The organism is Leucobacter albus (assembly GCF_039528015.1).
Lineage (GTDB): Bacteria > Actinomycetota > Actinomycetes > Actinomycetales > Microbacteriaceae > Leucobacter > Leucobacter albus.
The window spans coordinates 151,436-167,110 of the sequence record NZ_BAAAKZ010000003.1; the positions used below are offsets into that span (position 1 = coordinate 151,436).

At 68.5% G+C, this 15,675-nt stretch carries 10 protein-coding genes and 2 tRNA genes; 7 read left to right on the forward strand and 5 right to left on the reverse strand.

Annotated elements, in window-relative coordinates; genetic code table 11:
- Positions 1-98 precede the first annotated feature (98 nt).
- Positions 99-1,616 carry a peptide MFS transporter gene (locus ABD115_RS04345; protein WP_343958586.1) on the reverse strand — a complete coding sequence of 506 codons (1,518 nt, stop codon included), beginning with the start codon at positions 1,614-1,616 and terminating at the stop codon, positions 99-101.
- Between the two features lie 263 nt (positions 1,617-1,879).
- Here ABD115_RS04345 and ABD115_RS04350 point away from each other — a divergent pair, with 263 nt between their 5' ends.
- Genes ABD115_RS04350 through ABD115_RS04360 form a run of 3 tightly spaced genes read left to right on the forward strand, consistent with a single transcriptional unit; the run spans position 1,880 to position 5,046 of the window.
- Positions 1,880-2,650, forward strand: a complete 771-nt coding sequence (locus ABD115_RS04350) for a FadR/GntR family transcriptional regulator (protein ID WP_343958588.1) — start codon at positions 1,880-1,882, stop codon at positions 2,648-2,650.
- The gene (locus ABD115_RS04355; protein ID WP_343958590.1) at positions 2,647-4,197 is read left to right on the forward strand and encodes a gamma-glutamyltransferase family protein; all 1,551 of its coding nucleotides are present in this window, start codon (positions 2,647-2,649) and stop codon (positions 4,195-4,197) included. The genes ABD115_RS04350 and ABD115_RS04355 overlap by 4 nt, the downstream gene beginning before the upstream one ends.
- A gap of 57 nt (positions 4,198-4,254) precedes the next feature.
- On the forward strand, positions 4,255-5,046 hold the full coding sequence (locus tag ABD115_RS04360; protein WP_343958592.1) for a sulfite exporter TauE/SafE family protein: 792 nt from the start codon (positions 4,255-4,257) through the stop codon (positions 5,044-5,046).
- Between the two features lie 496 nt (positions 5,047-5,542).
- Here ABD115_RS04360 and ABD115_RS04365 read toward each other — a convergent pair.
- Positions 5,543-5,619 (reverse strand) — tRNA-Met (locus ABD115_RS04365).
- 370 nt (positions 5,620-5,989) lie between these two features.
- A tRNA-Met gene (locus ABD115_RS04370) sits at positions 5,990-6,066 on the reverse strand.
- 139 nt (positions 6,067-6,205) lie between these two features.
- Between ABD115_RS04370 and ABD115_RS04375 the strand changes: the two genes are divergently transcribed.
- From ABD115_RS04375 to ABD115_RS04385, 3 genes are all read left to right on the forward strand, one after another.
- Entirely contained in the window at positions 6,206-8,116 is a 1,911-nt protein-coding gene (locus tag ABD115_RS04375; protein ID WP_343958594.1) for a hypothetical protein, read from the forward strand.
- A 136-nt stretch (positions 8,117-8,252) separates the two neighbouring features.
- Positions 8,253-9,971, forward strand: coding sequence for a S1C family serine protease (locus ABD115_RS04380; protein WP_343958596.1), 1,719 nt, complete (start codon positions 8,253-8,255; stop codon positions 9,969-9,971).
- A gap of 71 nt (positions 9,972-10,042) precedes the next feature.
- Positions 10,043-12,415: a CDP-glycerol glycerophosphotransferase family protein gene (locus ABD115_RS04385; protein WP_343958598.1), complete on the forward strand. Its 2,373-nt coding sequence runs from the start codon at positions 10,043-10,045 to the stop codon at positions 12,413-12,415.
- Positions 12,416-12,512: 97 nt separating this feature from the next.
- Here the strand turns inward: ABD115_RS04385 and ABD115_RS04390 are convergent, their stop codons facing one another.
- On the reverse strand, positions 12,513-13,559 hold the full coding sequence (locus tag ABD115_RS04390) for a glycosyltransferase family 2 protein (protein ID WP_343958600.1): 1,047 nt from the start codon (positions 13,557-13,559) through the stop codon (positions 12,513-12,515).
- Positions 13,560-13,666: 107 nt separating this feature from the next.
- Between ABD115_RS04390 and ABD115_RS04395 the strand changes: the two genes are divergently transcribed.
- Positions 13,667-14,899 (forward strand): CDP-glycerol glycerophosphotransferase family protein, encoded by a 1,233-nt coding sequence (locus ABD115_RS04395; RefSeq protein WP_343958602.1) that lies wholly within the window; start codon positions 13,667-13,669, stop codon positions 14,897-14,899.
- Positions 14,900-14,929: 30 nt separating this feature from the next.
- Here the strand turns inward: ABD115_RS04395 and ABD115_RS04400 are convergent, their stop codons facing one another.
- Positions 14,930-15,673 (reverse strand): ABC transporter ATP-binding protein, encoded by a 744-nt coding sequence (locus ABD115_RS04400; RefSeq protein ID WP_343958605.1) that lies wholly within the window; start codon positions 15,671-15,673, stop codon positions 14,930-14,932.
- Between the last annotated feature and the right edge of the window lie 2 nt (positions 15,674-15,675).

Consider the following 15,675-nt stretch of genomic DNA (forward strand, 5'->3'; position numbering starts at 1 on the left):
CCAGTCGTTCTGATTGCTGAAACACGAGAGTGGGCCCGGGGGTAACCCCGGGCCCACTCTCGTGTTGGTGCCGTTGTTGTTGGCTGTTACGAGCGGTTCTACCGTTTGAGCGTTGCGCGCTCCACGAACCTGTAGGCGACACCGAGGCCAGCGATGAGTGCGAACGACACGATTGCGACGATGCCGAAGTACTGCGCCTCAGCACCCTCGCGGTACGACTGCGAGATCCACCCAGCGAAGGTCGAACCGCCGGCCATTGTGAGGAAGTAGAGTGCGGTCATCTGCGAGTTCGCCGCCTTGGGTGCGAGCTCGGCGGTGAACGAGAGGGCCGCCGGTGCAAACAACGACTCGCCCAGCGCAAAGAACACCATCACCAGCAGCGCGATGACGAGCGGCATCGACTGGCCGGCGCTCAGACCGAAGGGGACGATGACGGCCGCGCCGACAGACATGGCGATGACGCCGACGACGAGCTTTGTGACGGGCCGCATGCGCGAAGCGCGACTGCGGGTCCACAGCACAGCGAGCAGGGCGGTGATCGCGGCAACGGCGAGGCTCTCGAGCGTCACGATGAGCGAGGGCGGCATTGTCAGCGACCCGACGGTGAGGTTGATCTTGGTGTCGGCAAAGACGGCAAAGGCCGTGAACAGCTGGAACAGCAGCGTCCAGAACACCAGGCTCATGAGGAAGATCGGTACATAGCGTACGACCGCGCGCCGCTCGGGCGCGGTGACCTTCTTGTTCGTGAGCAGCATCGTGAACAACCCGAGTGTTGCCGCGAGCACGACGAGCGCGACGACGTTGCTGATGTTGTCTGGCCGAACGAGCCCGAACGCGACGGCGAGGGCGATTGCGACGATGGCGACCGCTGCGATGATGACCCACCGCATCCGTTCTGCCGGGGGCAGCGGGTTGGGCACTCTGCCGGTGCTCGCGGGGAGCCGACGCATGCCGAAGATGTACTGGCCGAGCCCGAGCGCCATTCCCGCCGCGGCGGCGCCGAAGGCGATATGGAAGCCCCACGCCTGGTTGAGCCAGCCGGTGACGAGCGGCCCGGCGAAGGCGCCGAGGGTGATGCCCATGTAGTAGATCGAGTACCCGGCGTCGCGTCGCGGGCCGCCGTTAGGGTACAGCTCGCCGACCATCATCGTCGTGTTGACCTTCAACCCGCCGGTGCCGATGACAATAAGCGCGAGGCCGATCACCAGGCCGGCAAGGCCGGGCACGACGGCGAGCATGATGTGGCCGGCGAGAATCGCAGACCCGCCGACGAGCACGACGTATTTCGGTGCGAGCACGCGGTCAGCCACCCACGCGCCGACAATCTGCGCAATGTAGACGAGCCCGCCATACGCGCCGGCGATGCCGAGAGCGACGGGCTGGGGGAGGCCGAGCCCTCCCTCGCTCAGCGAGTAGTAGAGGTAGTAGGCGAGCAGCACCTGGAGCCCGTAGAAGCTGAAGCGCTCCCACATCTCTACGCCCGAGAGCGTCAGCAGCCCGCTTGGCTTGGCGTCGTCGACCACTATGCCGAGTGCGCTTGTCACCCCGGTTCCGGGGTGCGGTGGCGGCTCGGGCGCGCCTGACGCGGCCGTGTTGGCTGGGCGGGGTTTCGTCATTGATTCTCCATGGGCATACGGGCAGGGCCGTGCCGTGTTCGCGCGTGTGGCGTGAGGGCCGGGCTCAGCGGGTATCGAATGTGATGGCGTTCGGTGTAGGCTAATGAGCAGTTGGTCAGACCAACTTCCCGAACGATTCGCAAATATACACTGCCGTGACGCGATCCGTCAATTGCGGCGGGGCGCCAGCGAAAACCCGATAGTTTCGAGGAGTTGGCGCTTCGGCGAGCTGCGAAACCCACTAGCGAACGAAAGGAACGGCGATGGACTGGAACTCCATGAAGCCCGCGACGACGCTGTCGCTGCCCGACCGCCTCTCGGTTGATCTCGAGCGACTCATTCTCGACGGCGAGCTGTCGCCAGGTGACCGGCTGCCCCCTGAGCGCGCGCTCGCCGAGCACCTGGGGGTCTCGCGCGTGTCGATTCGCGAGGCCCTGCGGGAGCTCGAGAACCGCGGGTTGATCGACCGCAAGCCGGGTCGCGGCACGGTCGTGCTTGGCCCGGGGGAGCGCACGGGCCTCGCCGACCGCATCGGGGAGGCGGTGAATGCTGCCGACGCCCAGATTCGCGACATTATGGAGTTGCGCGCGATAGTCGAGCCGCCGATAGCCAGAATCACGGCGGGGCGGGCGACACCGCGCGACCTCGCCCAGCTGCGCGAGCTTGTCGAGGCAATGGAGAAAGACACGACGAAGGAGCGCTACGCAGAGCTCGACCGCGCCTTCCACCAGTCCATCGCCCAGTACACGCACAACCCGCTGCTCGAGCTCATCAACGAGCAGATCGCGCAGCAGATCGCGCCGAGCCGCGGCAGCCGATACCAGACCCGCGAGCGGCGGCAGGTGTCGAGCGCGGCGCACCGGCGCATTTTCGAGGCGATTGCCGCGGGCGACGGCGACCTCGCCGAGGCCGAGGCACGCGCACACGTGCTCGATATCGCCGCGCAGATTGCGATCGCCGGCAAACAGGGCGCCGAACCGGCACCCGGAGCGCCAACCACCCAGCCATCGGCAGATCAGGAGACAGGTATATGACCGCCGCACCTCTCGGAGCGATTTCGACCTCGCACCACCTCGCCACCGAGGCGGGCGCGGCGGTGCTGCGCGCGGGTGGCAACGCCATCGATGCCGCGATCACCGCGGCGGCAACGCTCTGCGTCGTCTACCCCAACAACGTTGCGCTCGGTGGCGACCTGGTCGCCATTGTCCGCAGCCCAGATGGCAAGATCCGCTTCTTGAACGCCACGGGCACCGCACCGGCCGGGCAGAGCCTCGAAGCGCTCCGCGAGCGGCACGGCGACGCCCTGCCGCTGCGCGGAATCGACACGGTGACGGTGCCGGGTGGCGTGCGTGGGTGGGAGGCACTGCACGAGCTCGGCGGATCCCGAACCTGGGCGCAGCACCTCGAGCCAGCGATAGCGTTCGCTCGCGACGGCTTTCCGAACTCCCGCTCGGTCGCCCGCGAGCTGCGGGCAGCCCAGCCCGAGTTCTCGCGGGACCCCGGCGCCAGAGAGGTGTTTTACCCGAACGGCGCCCCGCTCGCCGAGGGGGAGCAGCTCGTGCAGCCCGCGCTCGCACGTTCGCTACAGCAGCTCGCCGAGGGCGGCCCCGATGCCTTCTACTCGGGCGACCTCGCCAGCTCGTGGGTGGCCGGCCTTGCGGCGCGCGGCTCCAAGATCACGGTGGCCGACACGGCCGCATACCGGCCCTTCTGGGACGAGCCGATCGAGACTGAGTTTCGCGGCCTGCGCGTACTGACCGGCCCGCCGAACACCTCAGGGTTTATGTTCCTGCGCGCCCTGAACGCGATCACCGACGGCATCGAAGACCCGCTCGGCGCGGGTGCGGGCGAACTCGCTCGCGCGTTCTACGAGAGCAACCTGGTGCGCACCCAGCTCCTGTCTGACCCGACCTTCGACGGCGCAACCGGCGAGCAGCTCGTCGCGGCGGCGGCCCCTGACCGGCCGATTCGGGGCGATGCGAAGGCGAGCGGCGACACCGTCGGGTTCTCGGCGGTGAGCGCCGACGGCTGGGCCGTGTCGTTCATTAACTCTGTCTACTGGGATTTCGGCTCCTACATTTTGGAGCCAGAGACCGGCATCATCTTTCAGAACCGCGGCACCTCGTTCTCACTCGACCCCGAGTCGCCAAACGCCTTCGCCCCGGGCAAGCGCCCGCGGCACACGCTGATGCCCGTGATGGTGCTCGACGGCGACGACCTCAGGTACGTGCCAGCCACGATGGGCGGCGCCGCCCAGCCGCAGGTGCACACGCACCTGCTGCAGCGCATGTTGGCGGGGGAGGAGCCTGCGAGCGCCACCCACGCCCCGCGCTGGATGGTCGAGGAGGTTACCGGAGACACCCAGGCGAGCGTTGTCGCGGAGGCCGATGTGCCAGAGAGCGCGAGGGCCGCCATCCAGGCGGCGGGGTTCGCGCTCGTGACGGTGCCCTCCCGCGACGAGTCGCTCGGGCACTCCAATGTCGTAAGAATTGATCGCGATGACGAGGGTGCCATCGGGTACACCGCGGCGAGCGATCCGCGCTCCGACGGTTCGGCGATCGTCGTGGCTGCAACGGGATAGCGGGCTGCAGATCCGCGGATCCGCCCCTCGCACCCACGAACACACTGAAAGGCCCTGATGACTTCGACTGATTTTGACCTGCCCCGCCCCTCGATCTTGGTGCTCGCGCTGCTCGGCGCGCTCACCGGAATGCTCTCCGGCCTCTTCGGCATTGGCGGCGGCGTGGTGCTCGTTCCGCTGCTCACGATCTTCCTCGGCTACCAGCAACGCCTCGCGGCAGGCACCTCCGTCGCCGCGATTCTGCCAGCGGCCGTTGTCGGCGGTATTGGCTACGCTGTGCAGGGCAACGTCGATTGGATCGCTGCGGTGCTGCTTGCCGTCGGTATTGTCGTCGGCGCGCAGATCGGCAGTTACCTGCTCGCGAAAGTGCCGACGGGCTTTCTGCGGTGGCTCTTCATGGTGTTTCTGCTGGGCATCGTCGTGAGCCTGTGGTTCGTCGTGCCGCAGCGCGAGGCCGAGATCGAAATGACCGTGTGGATCGGGGTGGGCCTTGTCGCGCTCGGCCTCGTCACCGGCGTGCTCTCTGGCCTGCTGGGTGTCGGCGGGGGCGTGATCGTCGTGCCGGCGCTCATGTTCTTCTTCGGCTCGAACGACCTGGTTGCGAAGGGTACCTCGCTCATCATGCTCATTCCGGGCTCGATCTCGGGCACGCTCGGCAATTTCCGCCGCCGCAACGTCGACCTGCGCAGCGCGCTCGTGCTCGGCATCGCGGCGAGCGTGCTGTCGCCGCTCGGGTCTGTGCTCGCCACAAAGATCACGCCGTTCGCCTCGAACGTCGCATTCTCGCTGCTGCTCGCGTTCGTGCTCGGGCAGATGCTGTTCAAGACGCTGCGCGCGAAGAAGAAGTAGGCGGGGGCTCTCGGCTGCGCCGTCGTTCTGGTCTGCGGTAACCCGGTGATCTGCACAAGATAGCCCCTGCGCGGCCGATATTGTCTGCGGTAGCCCGGTGATCTGCACAAGCTAGCCTCCGTGTCGCCGATCTGATGCGATTGACGGCAGATTGCCTATCTACGGCCGCGGCGGGCGGAGCGTGCGGGGCTGTTGGGCCCTCGTTTGGGTGGCTATAGCAGGAATCTCGACCGAGATCTTAGTAGTGCAAGACGTGTCGCGCATCTGGTGTTGTGCACCCACGGGGAAGTTGCCAGCCTACAGGGTCGCGTCGACAGTTGGGGTATGCGCTGACCGTCGGGTAGCGAAGCTCGGTCTCTGGGGCCGCCTCGCGATCGCCACGGAAGCGTCGACCCTCCTGGCAGTGAGATTCCCCTGGGCGGGCACTGCGCCGCTGGCTGCGGGAAGGCGAAAGGCCCTTGGCTCGGAAATGCTTCCGGGCCAAAGGCCTTTCTCGTGGTTGCGGGGGCAGGATTTGAACCTACGACCTCCGGGTTATGAGCCCGGCGAGCTACCGAACTGCTCCACCCCGCGGCGTAGTTACTACTGTACAGGGCGTGGCTGAGGGGCGCGAACCCGGTGGTGCCTGGGGCGTGTTGCCCGGTGGTGCCCGGGGCGTGTTGCCCGGTGGCGCTGGGCCCGGGGCATGGCGTCGAGCGGAGGCGTTGCTCGCGGCGGCCGAAGCGTTGTCCACAGCGGCCGAAGCGTTGAGAAATTCAATGATGGTGGGTGGGCGAACCCGGCGCTAGGCCGGGCTGCCCGAGAGCGCCTTCGCGGCTTCGGGGCGGCCGGGCCGGCCGGATCGACGCTGGGTGCCGCAGCCGGGGCGCCGGGGTTGGTGGGCGTTTGGCGAAAAGCGAAAGGCCCCTGATCTGGAATAAATTCCTGATCAGGGGCCAATCTCTGGTTGCGGGGGCAGGATTTGAACCTACGACCTCCGGGTTATGAGCCCGGCGAGCTACCGAACTGCTCCACCCCGCGGCACAAGAATTTACTCTAGCACCGATTTGTGTGGTGCGCCAATCGGCGGCGATTTGCGCCTGTGGAGAGGCCGCGCCAGTCGTGCCGGTTCGCGTGCATGCTGGCAGCCCAGCTACCACGACACGAGAGGCTTTCACCGATGACTGTCACCACACCAACGCGCCGCGGGCGGGCGCGTCGCCGCGTACTCGCCGCCTTACTCGCGGCACCGCTCATGCTCCCTGCTGCAGTGACGAGCGCCCAGGCCGCGTCGCTCGAAGGGATGTTTAAGTTCGGAACCTATGAGATCGGCGGCTTCGGGCTCGCCGACGGGTCGCTCGCCTATTGCCTTGAACCCGGGGCGCAGGCGCCGCTCAGCGATCAACTCGAGCCCGTGCGGGTCACCGAGCTGCCGGGCTATTCGATTTGGGTCGACGATCAGTGGGGGTGGCGGGGGCAGGTCACCACGGCCCCCGCCTCGGGTGAGGTGCTCAGGCAGCTGAACTGGGTGCTCGCGGAGCACGGCGACACTCAAGATCAGCAGCGCGCGGTCGCGGTGCAAATCGCGCTGTGGGAGCTTCGCCGCGGCCCGGGCAATGAGGGGTGGATCGAAGGCAAGTACGAGATGTTTCGCAGCCATGGCGGCGCTCCGCACATTGAAGCGGGCAAACGGCTAGCGGCTGAGGCGCGAACACAAGCGCTCGGGCCAGGCAACGCATTCCCGGAGGGGGAGCTGAAGCTCGACAGCGTCGACGAGCACGGCAACGGCACGGTGAGCTACCCGGCGGGCACCACGGCGCTCACAATTGAGGGTGGCGTGTTCGCCGGCGGTGAGACGGAGCTGACCGTGGCGAACGGTAAACCCGGCACCGTCGAGTGGTCGGCGACGCCGCACGAGCCGGCCTGGCAACGCTTCAACGACGTGACAATTCGCGCCGACTGGGCGCTTGCCGAAAAGTACTGGCCCGCCGAACTCATTGTGCACCCTTCAACCCAGCACGCCGAACAGCGGCTGGGAGCAGGCGTCACGCCCGTCGTGGGCGAGAACCGGGGTGAACTGGCGCCGGTCGTCGCGACGTTCGATGCGCGCTTTGCGCCGACGCTCGGCACGCAGGTTCCTGAGGAGATCGTGACCGGGGCAGAGGGCGTGTTTCGTGACCGCGTGAGCGTTGGGGTTGCAGAGGGGCGCTGGCCGACTCGGGGAGACGAGGTCGAGCCGCTCCCGCTGCTCGCAGACGGGGTGCTGTTTGGGCCCTTCGCCGAGCCACAGGCCGAGACGGACTTCGCCCCCACCGACGCGCCGATCGCGGCGCGCGCGACGCTCGACATTTCGCGCGGCCCCGGCGATTACGAGGCGGAGCTCGCGCTGGCTGGCGCCGCCGCTGGGTACTACTACTGGGTGTGGTCGATCGCTGAAGAGCGGCAGAGCGACGAGATTCGTGCCTCAGAAGTTCTCGAGCTTGGTGCGGTGTTCGCAGACCGCTTCGGGGTGCTCACGGAACGTCAGATCGTGCCAACCGAACTGCGTTGGGAGACGCGCCTCGTGCAGCACTCAGTGAGCCCTGACAGCCGGGAACTGATCGACAGGGTGCGTGCCACGCTGCTCGGCGGGGAGTGGCTCCGCGACGAAACCGGCGAGCGGCTGCGCCCCGTCATTCGGCTGACCTTCTATCAGCTCGACAGCCGCCCAACGCAGCAGCCAGACCCACCCGCGGCCGCCCGCGAAATTGGCGAGGTGCGCGTGGCGCTTTCGGCGCCCGACACCTGGGAGCAGGCCCCGCCGTTTGTTGTGCCAGACGCAGTGCAGGGGTGGGTGGCTGTACGAGCATGTTTGTTCGATGAAGACCAGGCGCCAGAGATCGCCGGCAAGTTTGTTGAGTGGTGCGATGACTTTGGGGTGCCCGATGAGACCGCTCAGGTTGTTGGCGAGCTCGCGGCAACGGGCGCGGTCGGCCCGGCGCCTTGGGCCTCGCGAGAAGGGTACATATCGCTCGGCGTCGCGGTCGCTGGGGTCGGCGGGCTGTGCCTTGGGCTCCTCGGGATGCGGCGAAAGCGCGCGCTCTTGGCGTGAATGCGGGGCGTCAGCATGGCGCGCGGCGGGTGCGAGCGGGGCGACAGGTTTTCGGATCTCCAGTCGCTCTGCAGCGTTCCCAAATGATTTTCATAGGTTCAACCGGAATGCTTGAGTCATCGAGAGAGGAGCCACGATGGCTGAGAATACTTTGCCCCCGTCAGCGGGTGCGACGCCCACAGGGCCGGAAGACGGCCAGGGCCCGAGCCAGCACGACGATGCGCGGCAGGATGCGCCGCAGCCGAACCCCTCTGCTGGCGAGCTGGGCGGCTACCCGGCGCCCGGCTCCACGCCGGCCCCGGCAGCGCAGACCCCGGAGGTCGGTGTGCCCGCGAACGGGCTCCCCGGTGTGCCCGCGAACGGGCTCCCCGGTGTGCCCGCGAATGGGCTCCCCGGTGTGCCGACGAATCTCGGGGCGAGGCAACAGTCGCGGGAGCAGCAGGCACCGTACCAACAGGGCACGCACGACCACCCGACGGTGCCGCTGCACGACGCGTTCGGCCAGCCGCTGCCCGGCCAGCCGCTGCCCGGCGACCAGCACCCTGGCCAGGCGCAGCCCGGCCAGAGCCACGCTGGTCAGCAGTTTGCGGGCCACCCCGGCCCGCAGGGCAAGCCAGCCACGACGAAGCGCGGCCACTCGACCGGAACGTTCCTCGCGGGTCTCGCCGTTGCTGCGCTCATTGGTGGCATCGTCGGCGGCGGCGTCTCCTCGCTGGTGATGGCGAATGCCGCGCCGAAGGGCGGCCAGGTCTCGCAACAGCCGGGCACCGTGACGCTGAACAACCCTGAGACCGCGACAGAAATCTCGGGTGTCGCGGCCGTGGGCACCCCCAGCGTCGTCACCATCTCGGTCGAATCGCAGACCGAGGCGGGCTCGGGCTCTGGGGTCATTTACAGCGAAGACGGCTACATCATCACGAACGCTCACGTGGTCACGCTCGACGGCGCGGCCGCAGACCCGCGCATTCGCGTGAAGCACAGCGATGGGCGCGTCTTCGAGGGCAAGCTTGTGGGCGTCGCGCCCTACTCAGACATCGCGGTCGTGAAGGTCGAGGCCGAGAACCTCACCCCGATCGCGGTCGCAGACTCGAGCAAGGTCAACGTCGGCGACCTGGCCGTCGCGATCGGAGCGCCGATGAGTCTCTCGAACACGGTGACGAGTGGCGTCGTGAGCGCGCTGAACCGCGGCATCTCGGTAGGCAGCGCGCTGATTCCACAAGACCCGAGCCAAGAGGGCCAGGAAGATCAGGGCGGCGAGGGTGAACAAGACGGTGGCGGCGGCTTCCCGTGGGACTTCAGGTTTGACCGCCCGGGCGAGCCCGAGACCCAGCAGCAGACCGGCGGGCAGGTCACACTGCCTGTGGTGCAGACCGATGCGTCGATCAACCCGGGTAACTCCGGCGGAGCGTTGCTGAACGCGCGCGCCGAGCTCATCGGCATCAACGTCGCGATCGCGTCACCCGGGGCGACCGAGGGCAACGCCTCGAGCGCGGGCCTCGGCTTCGCTATCCCAGCAGATCTCGCAACGCGGGTTGCCGACGAGATCATCGCGGGGGAGAAGCCGAGCCACGGCATGCTCGGCGCGAGCGTGGCAGATTCGAGCCTCGACGATGACGAAGATGCAAACCACGCGGGCGGGCTCATCAAGGAAATCGTGCGCGGCGGTGCCGCGGCAAACGCGGGCCTGAAGGTCGGCGACGTGATTACCGCGGTCGACGGTGTTCCGGCCGCCGACGGCACCTCAGTCTCGGCGCTGATTCGCATGCACGCTGGCGACAGCGAGGTGACGATCGACTACACCCGGCAGGGTGTCGCGGGTCAGGTTGAGGCGAAGCTCGGCACGCTCGACTGGTAACACCCTCTTCTCTCTCACGAAAGCGGGCACCCGAAACGGTGCCCGCTTTCGTGTTCTACAGTTAGAGTCACATGAATACCAGCCGATTCCACTTCGCGAGTGGCAACCTCGCCAAGCTCCTAGCCATACCCAAGTACGCACTGTCGTGGGTGCTCGCGTTCTTCGTGCCGCGCGCAAGCGAGCGCTGGGTGTTTGGCAGCGGCGTCGGCGTCGGCGAGGGCGCCCTCGCGCTCGCCAGGCAGCTCAGGCGCGACCGGCCAGACGCGCCCATCGCGTGGCTCGTCGCAACCGACGCGGAGCGCGACCTCGCGGCCGCCGAGGGCTTCACCCCGATCCGTCGCGCGAGCCGGCACGGGTACTGGGCGACGCTGCGCGCTGGCACGCTCGTCGTCACGCACGGGCTCGGCGATGTGAACCGCTTTGGGGTGTTCGGCGGCGCCGTCGTGCAGCTCTGGCACGGTGCCCCGCTCAAACGCATCCACCTCGATTCGCCCGTCACCACCGCGGTGCGCGGCCCTGCGATCGTGCGCGGCCTGCTCAAACGCATGTACGAGCGCGGCACGAAGCAGGTGAGCCTGTACATTGCTGGTTCGGTGACGGCTGCCGAGCGGCTCCGTTCGGCATTTCGCGTCGCCCCGGGCAAGGTGCTGGTGCTCGGCGATCCGCGCGACGACGCGCTCGCGAGGCAGGCGCTCGAGCCCGCGCTCGCCGCAGCGGCGCGAGACACGGTCGCGGCGGCGCTCGAGGCGCAGGGCGCGCCGGCGATCGCGCAGCGCGAGAAGCTCGTGCTCTACGCCCCGACCTGGCGCGACGGCGCCCCCGACCCCGCGATACCGACGCCGGCCGAGGTCGCCGGGCTCAACGAGGCGCTTGCGGCCACGGGCTCGCGCCTCGTGATTCGCTCGCACCCGCTGGGCGAGGGGGAGTACGGTGCTGCGGCTGGCCCGCGGATCCACCTCTTCGGCAGCGAACTTGCGCGCGATATCACCCCGCTCCTCGGCGCCTTTGACGCCGTCATCACTGACTTTTCCTCAATCGCGGTCGATTTCTCGCTGCTCGAGCGGCCGATCCTGTGGTTTGCGCCCGACCTCGACGAGTACTCGCGCACGCGCGGGCTCTACGAGGCGCTCGAGGTGACGGCGGCGACGCCGATCGAGCGAACCTGGGCAGGCGTCAGCGAGCTGCTCACCGGGGTGCTCACCGAGGCCACCCCGGCTAAGCGCGAATCGGTGCGTGCCGCGCGTGCGCTCGCGGCACGCTTCCACCCGCACCGCGACGGCAACTCGGCCGCGCGCGTGCTCGCGGCGATTGACCGCCTCGGGCTCCCCGCCGCGGAGCTCGTGCCCCCGGGCGGCGTGTTCTTCGAGAGCTTCTACGGCCGCCAGGTGAGCTGCAACCCGCTCGCGATCGACCGCGAGATCGCGTCGCGCGAGCCGGGCCTTGCGCGCTACTGGAGCGTGACGAGCGAGTCTCAGCGCGTTCCGGCGGGGGCGACGCCGCTGCTCGTTGGCGGGCGCGAGTGGTTCGCGGCGCGGCGCGGGGCGAAGCTCGTCGTCGTGAACGACTGGCTGCGTTACAGCTTCAGGCGCGCCGCCGGGCAGACCGTGCTGCAGACCTGGCACGGCACCATGCTCAAGCACCTCGCACTCGGCCGCCCGAACGTGTCGCTGCGCACGCGATTGGCGATTCGCCGCGAGAGCCGGCGGTGGAGTCTGATGCTGTCGCAGAACCCGCACTCCACCGAGCAGTTTCGGCGCAGTTACGCCTTCGACGGCGAGATCATTGAGACCGGGTACCCGCGCGACGACAGGCTGGCGCGGGCAGATCTCGGCGGCTCCCGCAACCCGATCGACGCGCAGACGGCTCGGCTCGCGCTCGGCGTGCCCGACGGCAAGCTCGTGCTCGCCTACGCGCCGACGTGGCGCGACCGCGGCACGAGCGTCGTCGACGATCTCGACGTGAACGCGCTCGCGGCAGAGCTCGGCGACGACTGGGTCGTTGTGGCTCGCGGGCACACGCGCACGCACGCGTTCGGGGGCTACCTCCGAGTGGATCCGCGGGTGATTGACGCGTCAACGCACCCCGATATCAACGACGTCATTCTCGCGGCCGATCTCGTGGTCACCGACTACTCGTCGCTGATGTTTGACGCCGCGGTTGCCGGGGTGCCGCTCGCGTTCTTCGTGCCAGACCTTGCGAGCTACCGCGATAGCGAGCGCGGCTTCACGTTCGATTTCGAGGCGCTGGCGCCGGGGCCGCTGCTCGAGCGCCGCGAGCAGGTTGTCGCGCGCGCCCGCGAGCTGAGCGAGCAGGGCAATGCCGCCGGGTGGATCGCCGAGCACCGCGACCGCTACGCCGCCTGGCGGGCAACGTTCACCCCGCACGACGATGGGCGCGCCGCCGCCAGGGTTGTCGACCGGCTCACCGAGCTCGGCGCGCTCTGAGGGTGGCGTTTACTGGCGGTTCGTTCAGGGCCGCGCTCTGTGGGCCGCGCTCTGTGGGCAGCGCTCTGTGGGCCGCGCTCTGTGGGCAGCGCGCGGGCTACGCGCGCGAGCGATCCACCACGCGGCCGCCGCCGAGTGTGATGCCGCGAAGAAAGCCCGCACCCCAGCACGTGTGCATCGTCACGAGCGCCGCCGCGGTGAGCAGGCGGTCGCGGGCGCCGCGCTGCTCCGGGATACGCCACACCGCGAACGCGATCGCGAGCGCGTAGGTCGCGAGCGGGGCGAGCCCGAGCGCCCACCAGCCCCACGGCAGCACTGATGTGAGCAGCAGGAGCATTACCACGAGCGACGCGGCGAGCGACACGACGAGCGTGCCCGGCGCAAAGAACCGCCACGGGTTCGCGCGACCGTACTTGCGCACGAGCACCGCCCGCCAGGTGCCCGTCGCGAAGAACTGCTTCGCGAGGTCGCCGAAGCTCGCGCGGGGCCAGTACGTCACGCCGAGCGCCGGTTCGAACCACACCGTGTAGCCGGCGCGGCGCATGCGCAGGTTCAGCTCCCAGTCTTCGCCGCGGAGGATGCCGGGGTCGTACCCGCCGACCGCGTCGATCGCCTCGCGGCGAAAAATGCCGAGGTAGGCCGACTCCGCCGGCCCCGGCGTGCCGTCGCCGTGATAGGCGCCGCCGCCGAGGCCGTACGGGCTGTTGTAGCCGCGGGCGATCGCCCGCTGCACCGGCGAGGTGCCGGCGGCGCGCATCACGCCGCCAACGTTCGCCGCGCCCGTGTCTCGCAGCGCCTGCACGCCCCGCGCGGTGTAGTCGGGCGTGAGCTCTGAGTGGGCGTCGACGCGAATCACGACGGGGTGCGTGCTCGCCCGGATGGCCCGGTTCAAACCCGCAGGGATGTCGCGTTCGGGGTTGTCGACGAGGCGCACCCGGGGGTCTGCTGCAGCGATGCCTTCGGCGATCTGCGTGCTGCGGTCGCGCGATGGGCCGAGCGCCAGCACGAGCTCTTTCTCGCCGTCGTAGGCCTGGGCGAGCACGGCCTCCACCGCGCGGGCTAGGAAGCCTTCTTCGTTGAGCACTGGCATCACATAGCTCACCGCGGGGAGCGCGGGGAGGGGCGGGAGGGGCGAATCAGTCACGCCACGATCTTCCCACAGCGGGCTTTGGCTTCGCCGCGCGGCGCTTGGCGCGTGGCCGGTTTTCGCCTCGGAGCGCCTGCCCCGCGGGCGCCGGGTATTCTGGTGGGATGCAGATTGTGAAGGACAGCAAACGCGCGGTGAAGCTTGCCAAGCGCGTGTTGAAGGGGCGGCGCGCGTTCTTCGAGCTCAAGGCGCTGCTCGCGGAGCGCGGGGATCTCCCCGAACAGCGCTACCGGGTGGGCGTCTACTTCGCCGACAGTGACGTGAATATCTATCAGATGCGGCAGTGGTATGCCCCGCTCGTCGAGCTGTCGAAGACCCAGCCCGTTGTCGTGCTCGCCCGCAACGCGGCTGGCGCGCTGCAGCTCATGCGCGAGAGCGGCCTCGACGTCGCCTTCGTGCCGAAGGTCACGAGCATCGAGAACTTCATCGAGACGCAGCAGCTCGACGTGATGCTCTACGTGAACCAAAACACGAGAAACTTCCAGATGATGCGCTACGGCGAGCGTTGGCACGTCTTCGTCAATCACGGCGAGAGCGACAAGATGTACATGACGAGCAACCAGCACAAGGCGTACGACTACGCCTTCGTTGCCGGTGACGCGGCGCGTGCCAGGCTGTCGAAGGCGCTGTGGAACTACGACGTGAACACCCGCACGCTCGCAATCGGCAGGCCGCAAACCGACCACCTGTCGGGCGAGCCAGCCTACACACCAGACGAGCGCACGGTCGTGCTGTACGCGCCGACGTGGGAGGGCGACCGGCCCGCCGCGTTCTACGGCTCGGTGCTCACCCACGGCGAGGAGCTCGTGCGCCAGCTGATCGCGACTGGCCGCCACCGCGTAGTGTACCGGCCGCACCCGCGCTCCGGTGTCGTGAGCCCCGAGTTTGGCGCCGCGAACGAGCGCATCATCGCGATGCTCGCCGCGGCGAACCAGGCCGATGCTGCCGCCCAGCACGTGTACGACACAGCGCCGACTCTCGGGTGGCAGCTGCTGCAGCCCGACGTTGCGATCTGCGATATTTCGGCGATGATCTACGACCGGCTCGCGACCGGGCGGCCGCTCATGGTGACCCGCCCGGCCGCCGCCGAGGCTGAAGTCGATGAGGGCGGCTACCTGTCGGTGTGCGAGTGGCTCGACGCGTCGCAGACGCCCGATATCGCCGCGGTGCTCGACCGGGTGATCGGCGACGAGGGCGCGCGCGAGCGGCTCGGCGAGTGGTCGACGAGGTACTTCGGCGACACCTCACCGGGTGCGCCGACCAAGCGCTTTCACGCCGCTATCGACGAGCTGCTGGCGCGCGCCGATGCCGAGCGCTCGGCGAAGGCGGCCAACTAGCCGGGCGCCGCTGGCTAGCCGGGCACCGCGCTATGCGGGGTGCTCCTTGCTGTAGCGCTCCAGCACCGTGTCGATGTCGGCATCGAGAGCGAGCGCACCCTTGTCGAGGTAGAGGCCGCGGGTGCAGAACCGCCTGAGGTCGCGCTCGTTGTGCGAGACGAGGAAGAGCGTCTTGCCCTCGGCGAGCAGCTCGTCGATGCGGCGGTAGCACTTCGCGCGAAACGCCTTGTCGCCGACGGCGAGCACCTCGTCGACGATGAGCACCGGCTCGTCGAGCTGCGACACGACGGCGAACGCGACGCGCACCTTCATGCCGCTCGACAGGTGCTTGAACGGGGTGTCAACGACAGCTTCGGCCTCGGCGAAGCCAATGATCTCGTCAAACTGCTCCGCGATCTCGCGTTTCGAGAGGCCGTGCAGCCCGGCAGTGAGCCAGACATTGTCGCGCACCGTGAGGTCGCCGACGAAGCCTCCGGTGAGCTCGATGAGCGGGGCGACGCCACCGTGCACGCTGACCTTGCCCTCGTCGGGCAGCAGCACGCCGGCAACGAGCTTGAGCAGGGTTGACTTACCCTGGCCGTTGCGGCCGACGACGCCGATCGCCTCGCCTGGGGCAACGTCAAACGACACGTTTCGTAGCGCCCAGAACTCACCGGGCCTCGTGCGGCGCGCGCCGCCGGCGAAGAGGTCTTTGAAACTGCGCCTCGAGCTTCGATTGCGCTTGAACCGCACGCCGAGGTCTGTCACGGAGATGATGGGAACTTCGTTGCTCATTC

Excerpts from the sequence above, each read along its gene's own strand:
- ABD115_RS04345 (WP_343958586.1), bottom strand. The coding sequence starts at position 1,616 with ATGACGAAACCCCGCCCAGCCAACACGGCCGCGTCAGGCGCGCCCGAG.
- ABD115_RS04350 (WP_343958588.1), top strand. The coding sequence starts at position 1,880 with ATGGACTGGAACTCCATGAAGCCCGCGACGACGCTGTCGCTGCCCGAC.
- ABD115_RS04355 (WP_343958590.1), top strand. The coding sequence starts at position 2,647 with ATGACCGCCGCACCTCTCGGAGCGATTTCGACCTCGCACCACCTCGCC.
- ABD115_RS04360 (WP_343958592.1), top strand. The coding sequence starts at position 4,255 with ATGACTTCGACTGATTTTGACCTGCCCCGCCCCTCGATCTTGGTGCTC.
- ABD115_RS04375 (WP_343958594.1), top strand. The coding sequence starts at position 6,206 with ATGACTGTCACCACACCAACGCGCCGCGGGCGGGCGCGTCGCCGCGTA.
- ABD115_RS04380 (WP_343958596.1), top strand. The coding sequence starts at position 8,253 with ATGGCTGAGAATACTTTGCCCCCGTCAGCGGGTGCGACGCCCACAGGG.
- ABD115_RS04385 (WP_343958598.1), top strand. The coding sequence starts at position 10,043 with ATGAATACCAGCCGATTCCACTTCGCGAGTGGCAACCTCGCCAAGCTC.
- ABD115_RS04395 (WP_343958602.1), top strand. The coding sequence starts at position 13,667 with ATGCAGATTGTGAAGGACAGCAAACGCGCGGTGAAGCTTGCCAAGCGC.
- ABD115_RS04400 (WP_343958605.1), bottom strand. The coding sequence starts at position 15,673 with ATGAGCAACGAAGTTCCCATCATCTCCGTGACAGACCTCGGCGTGCGG.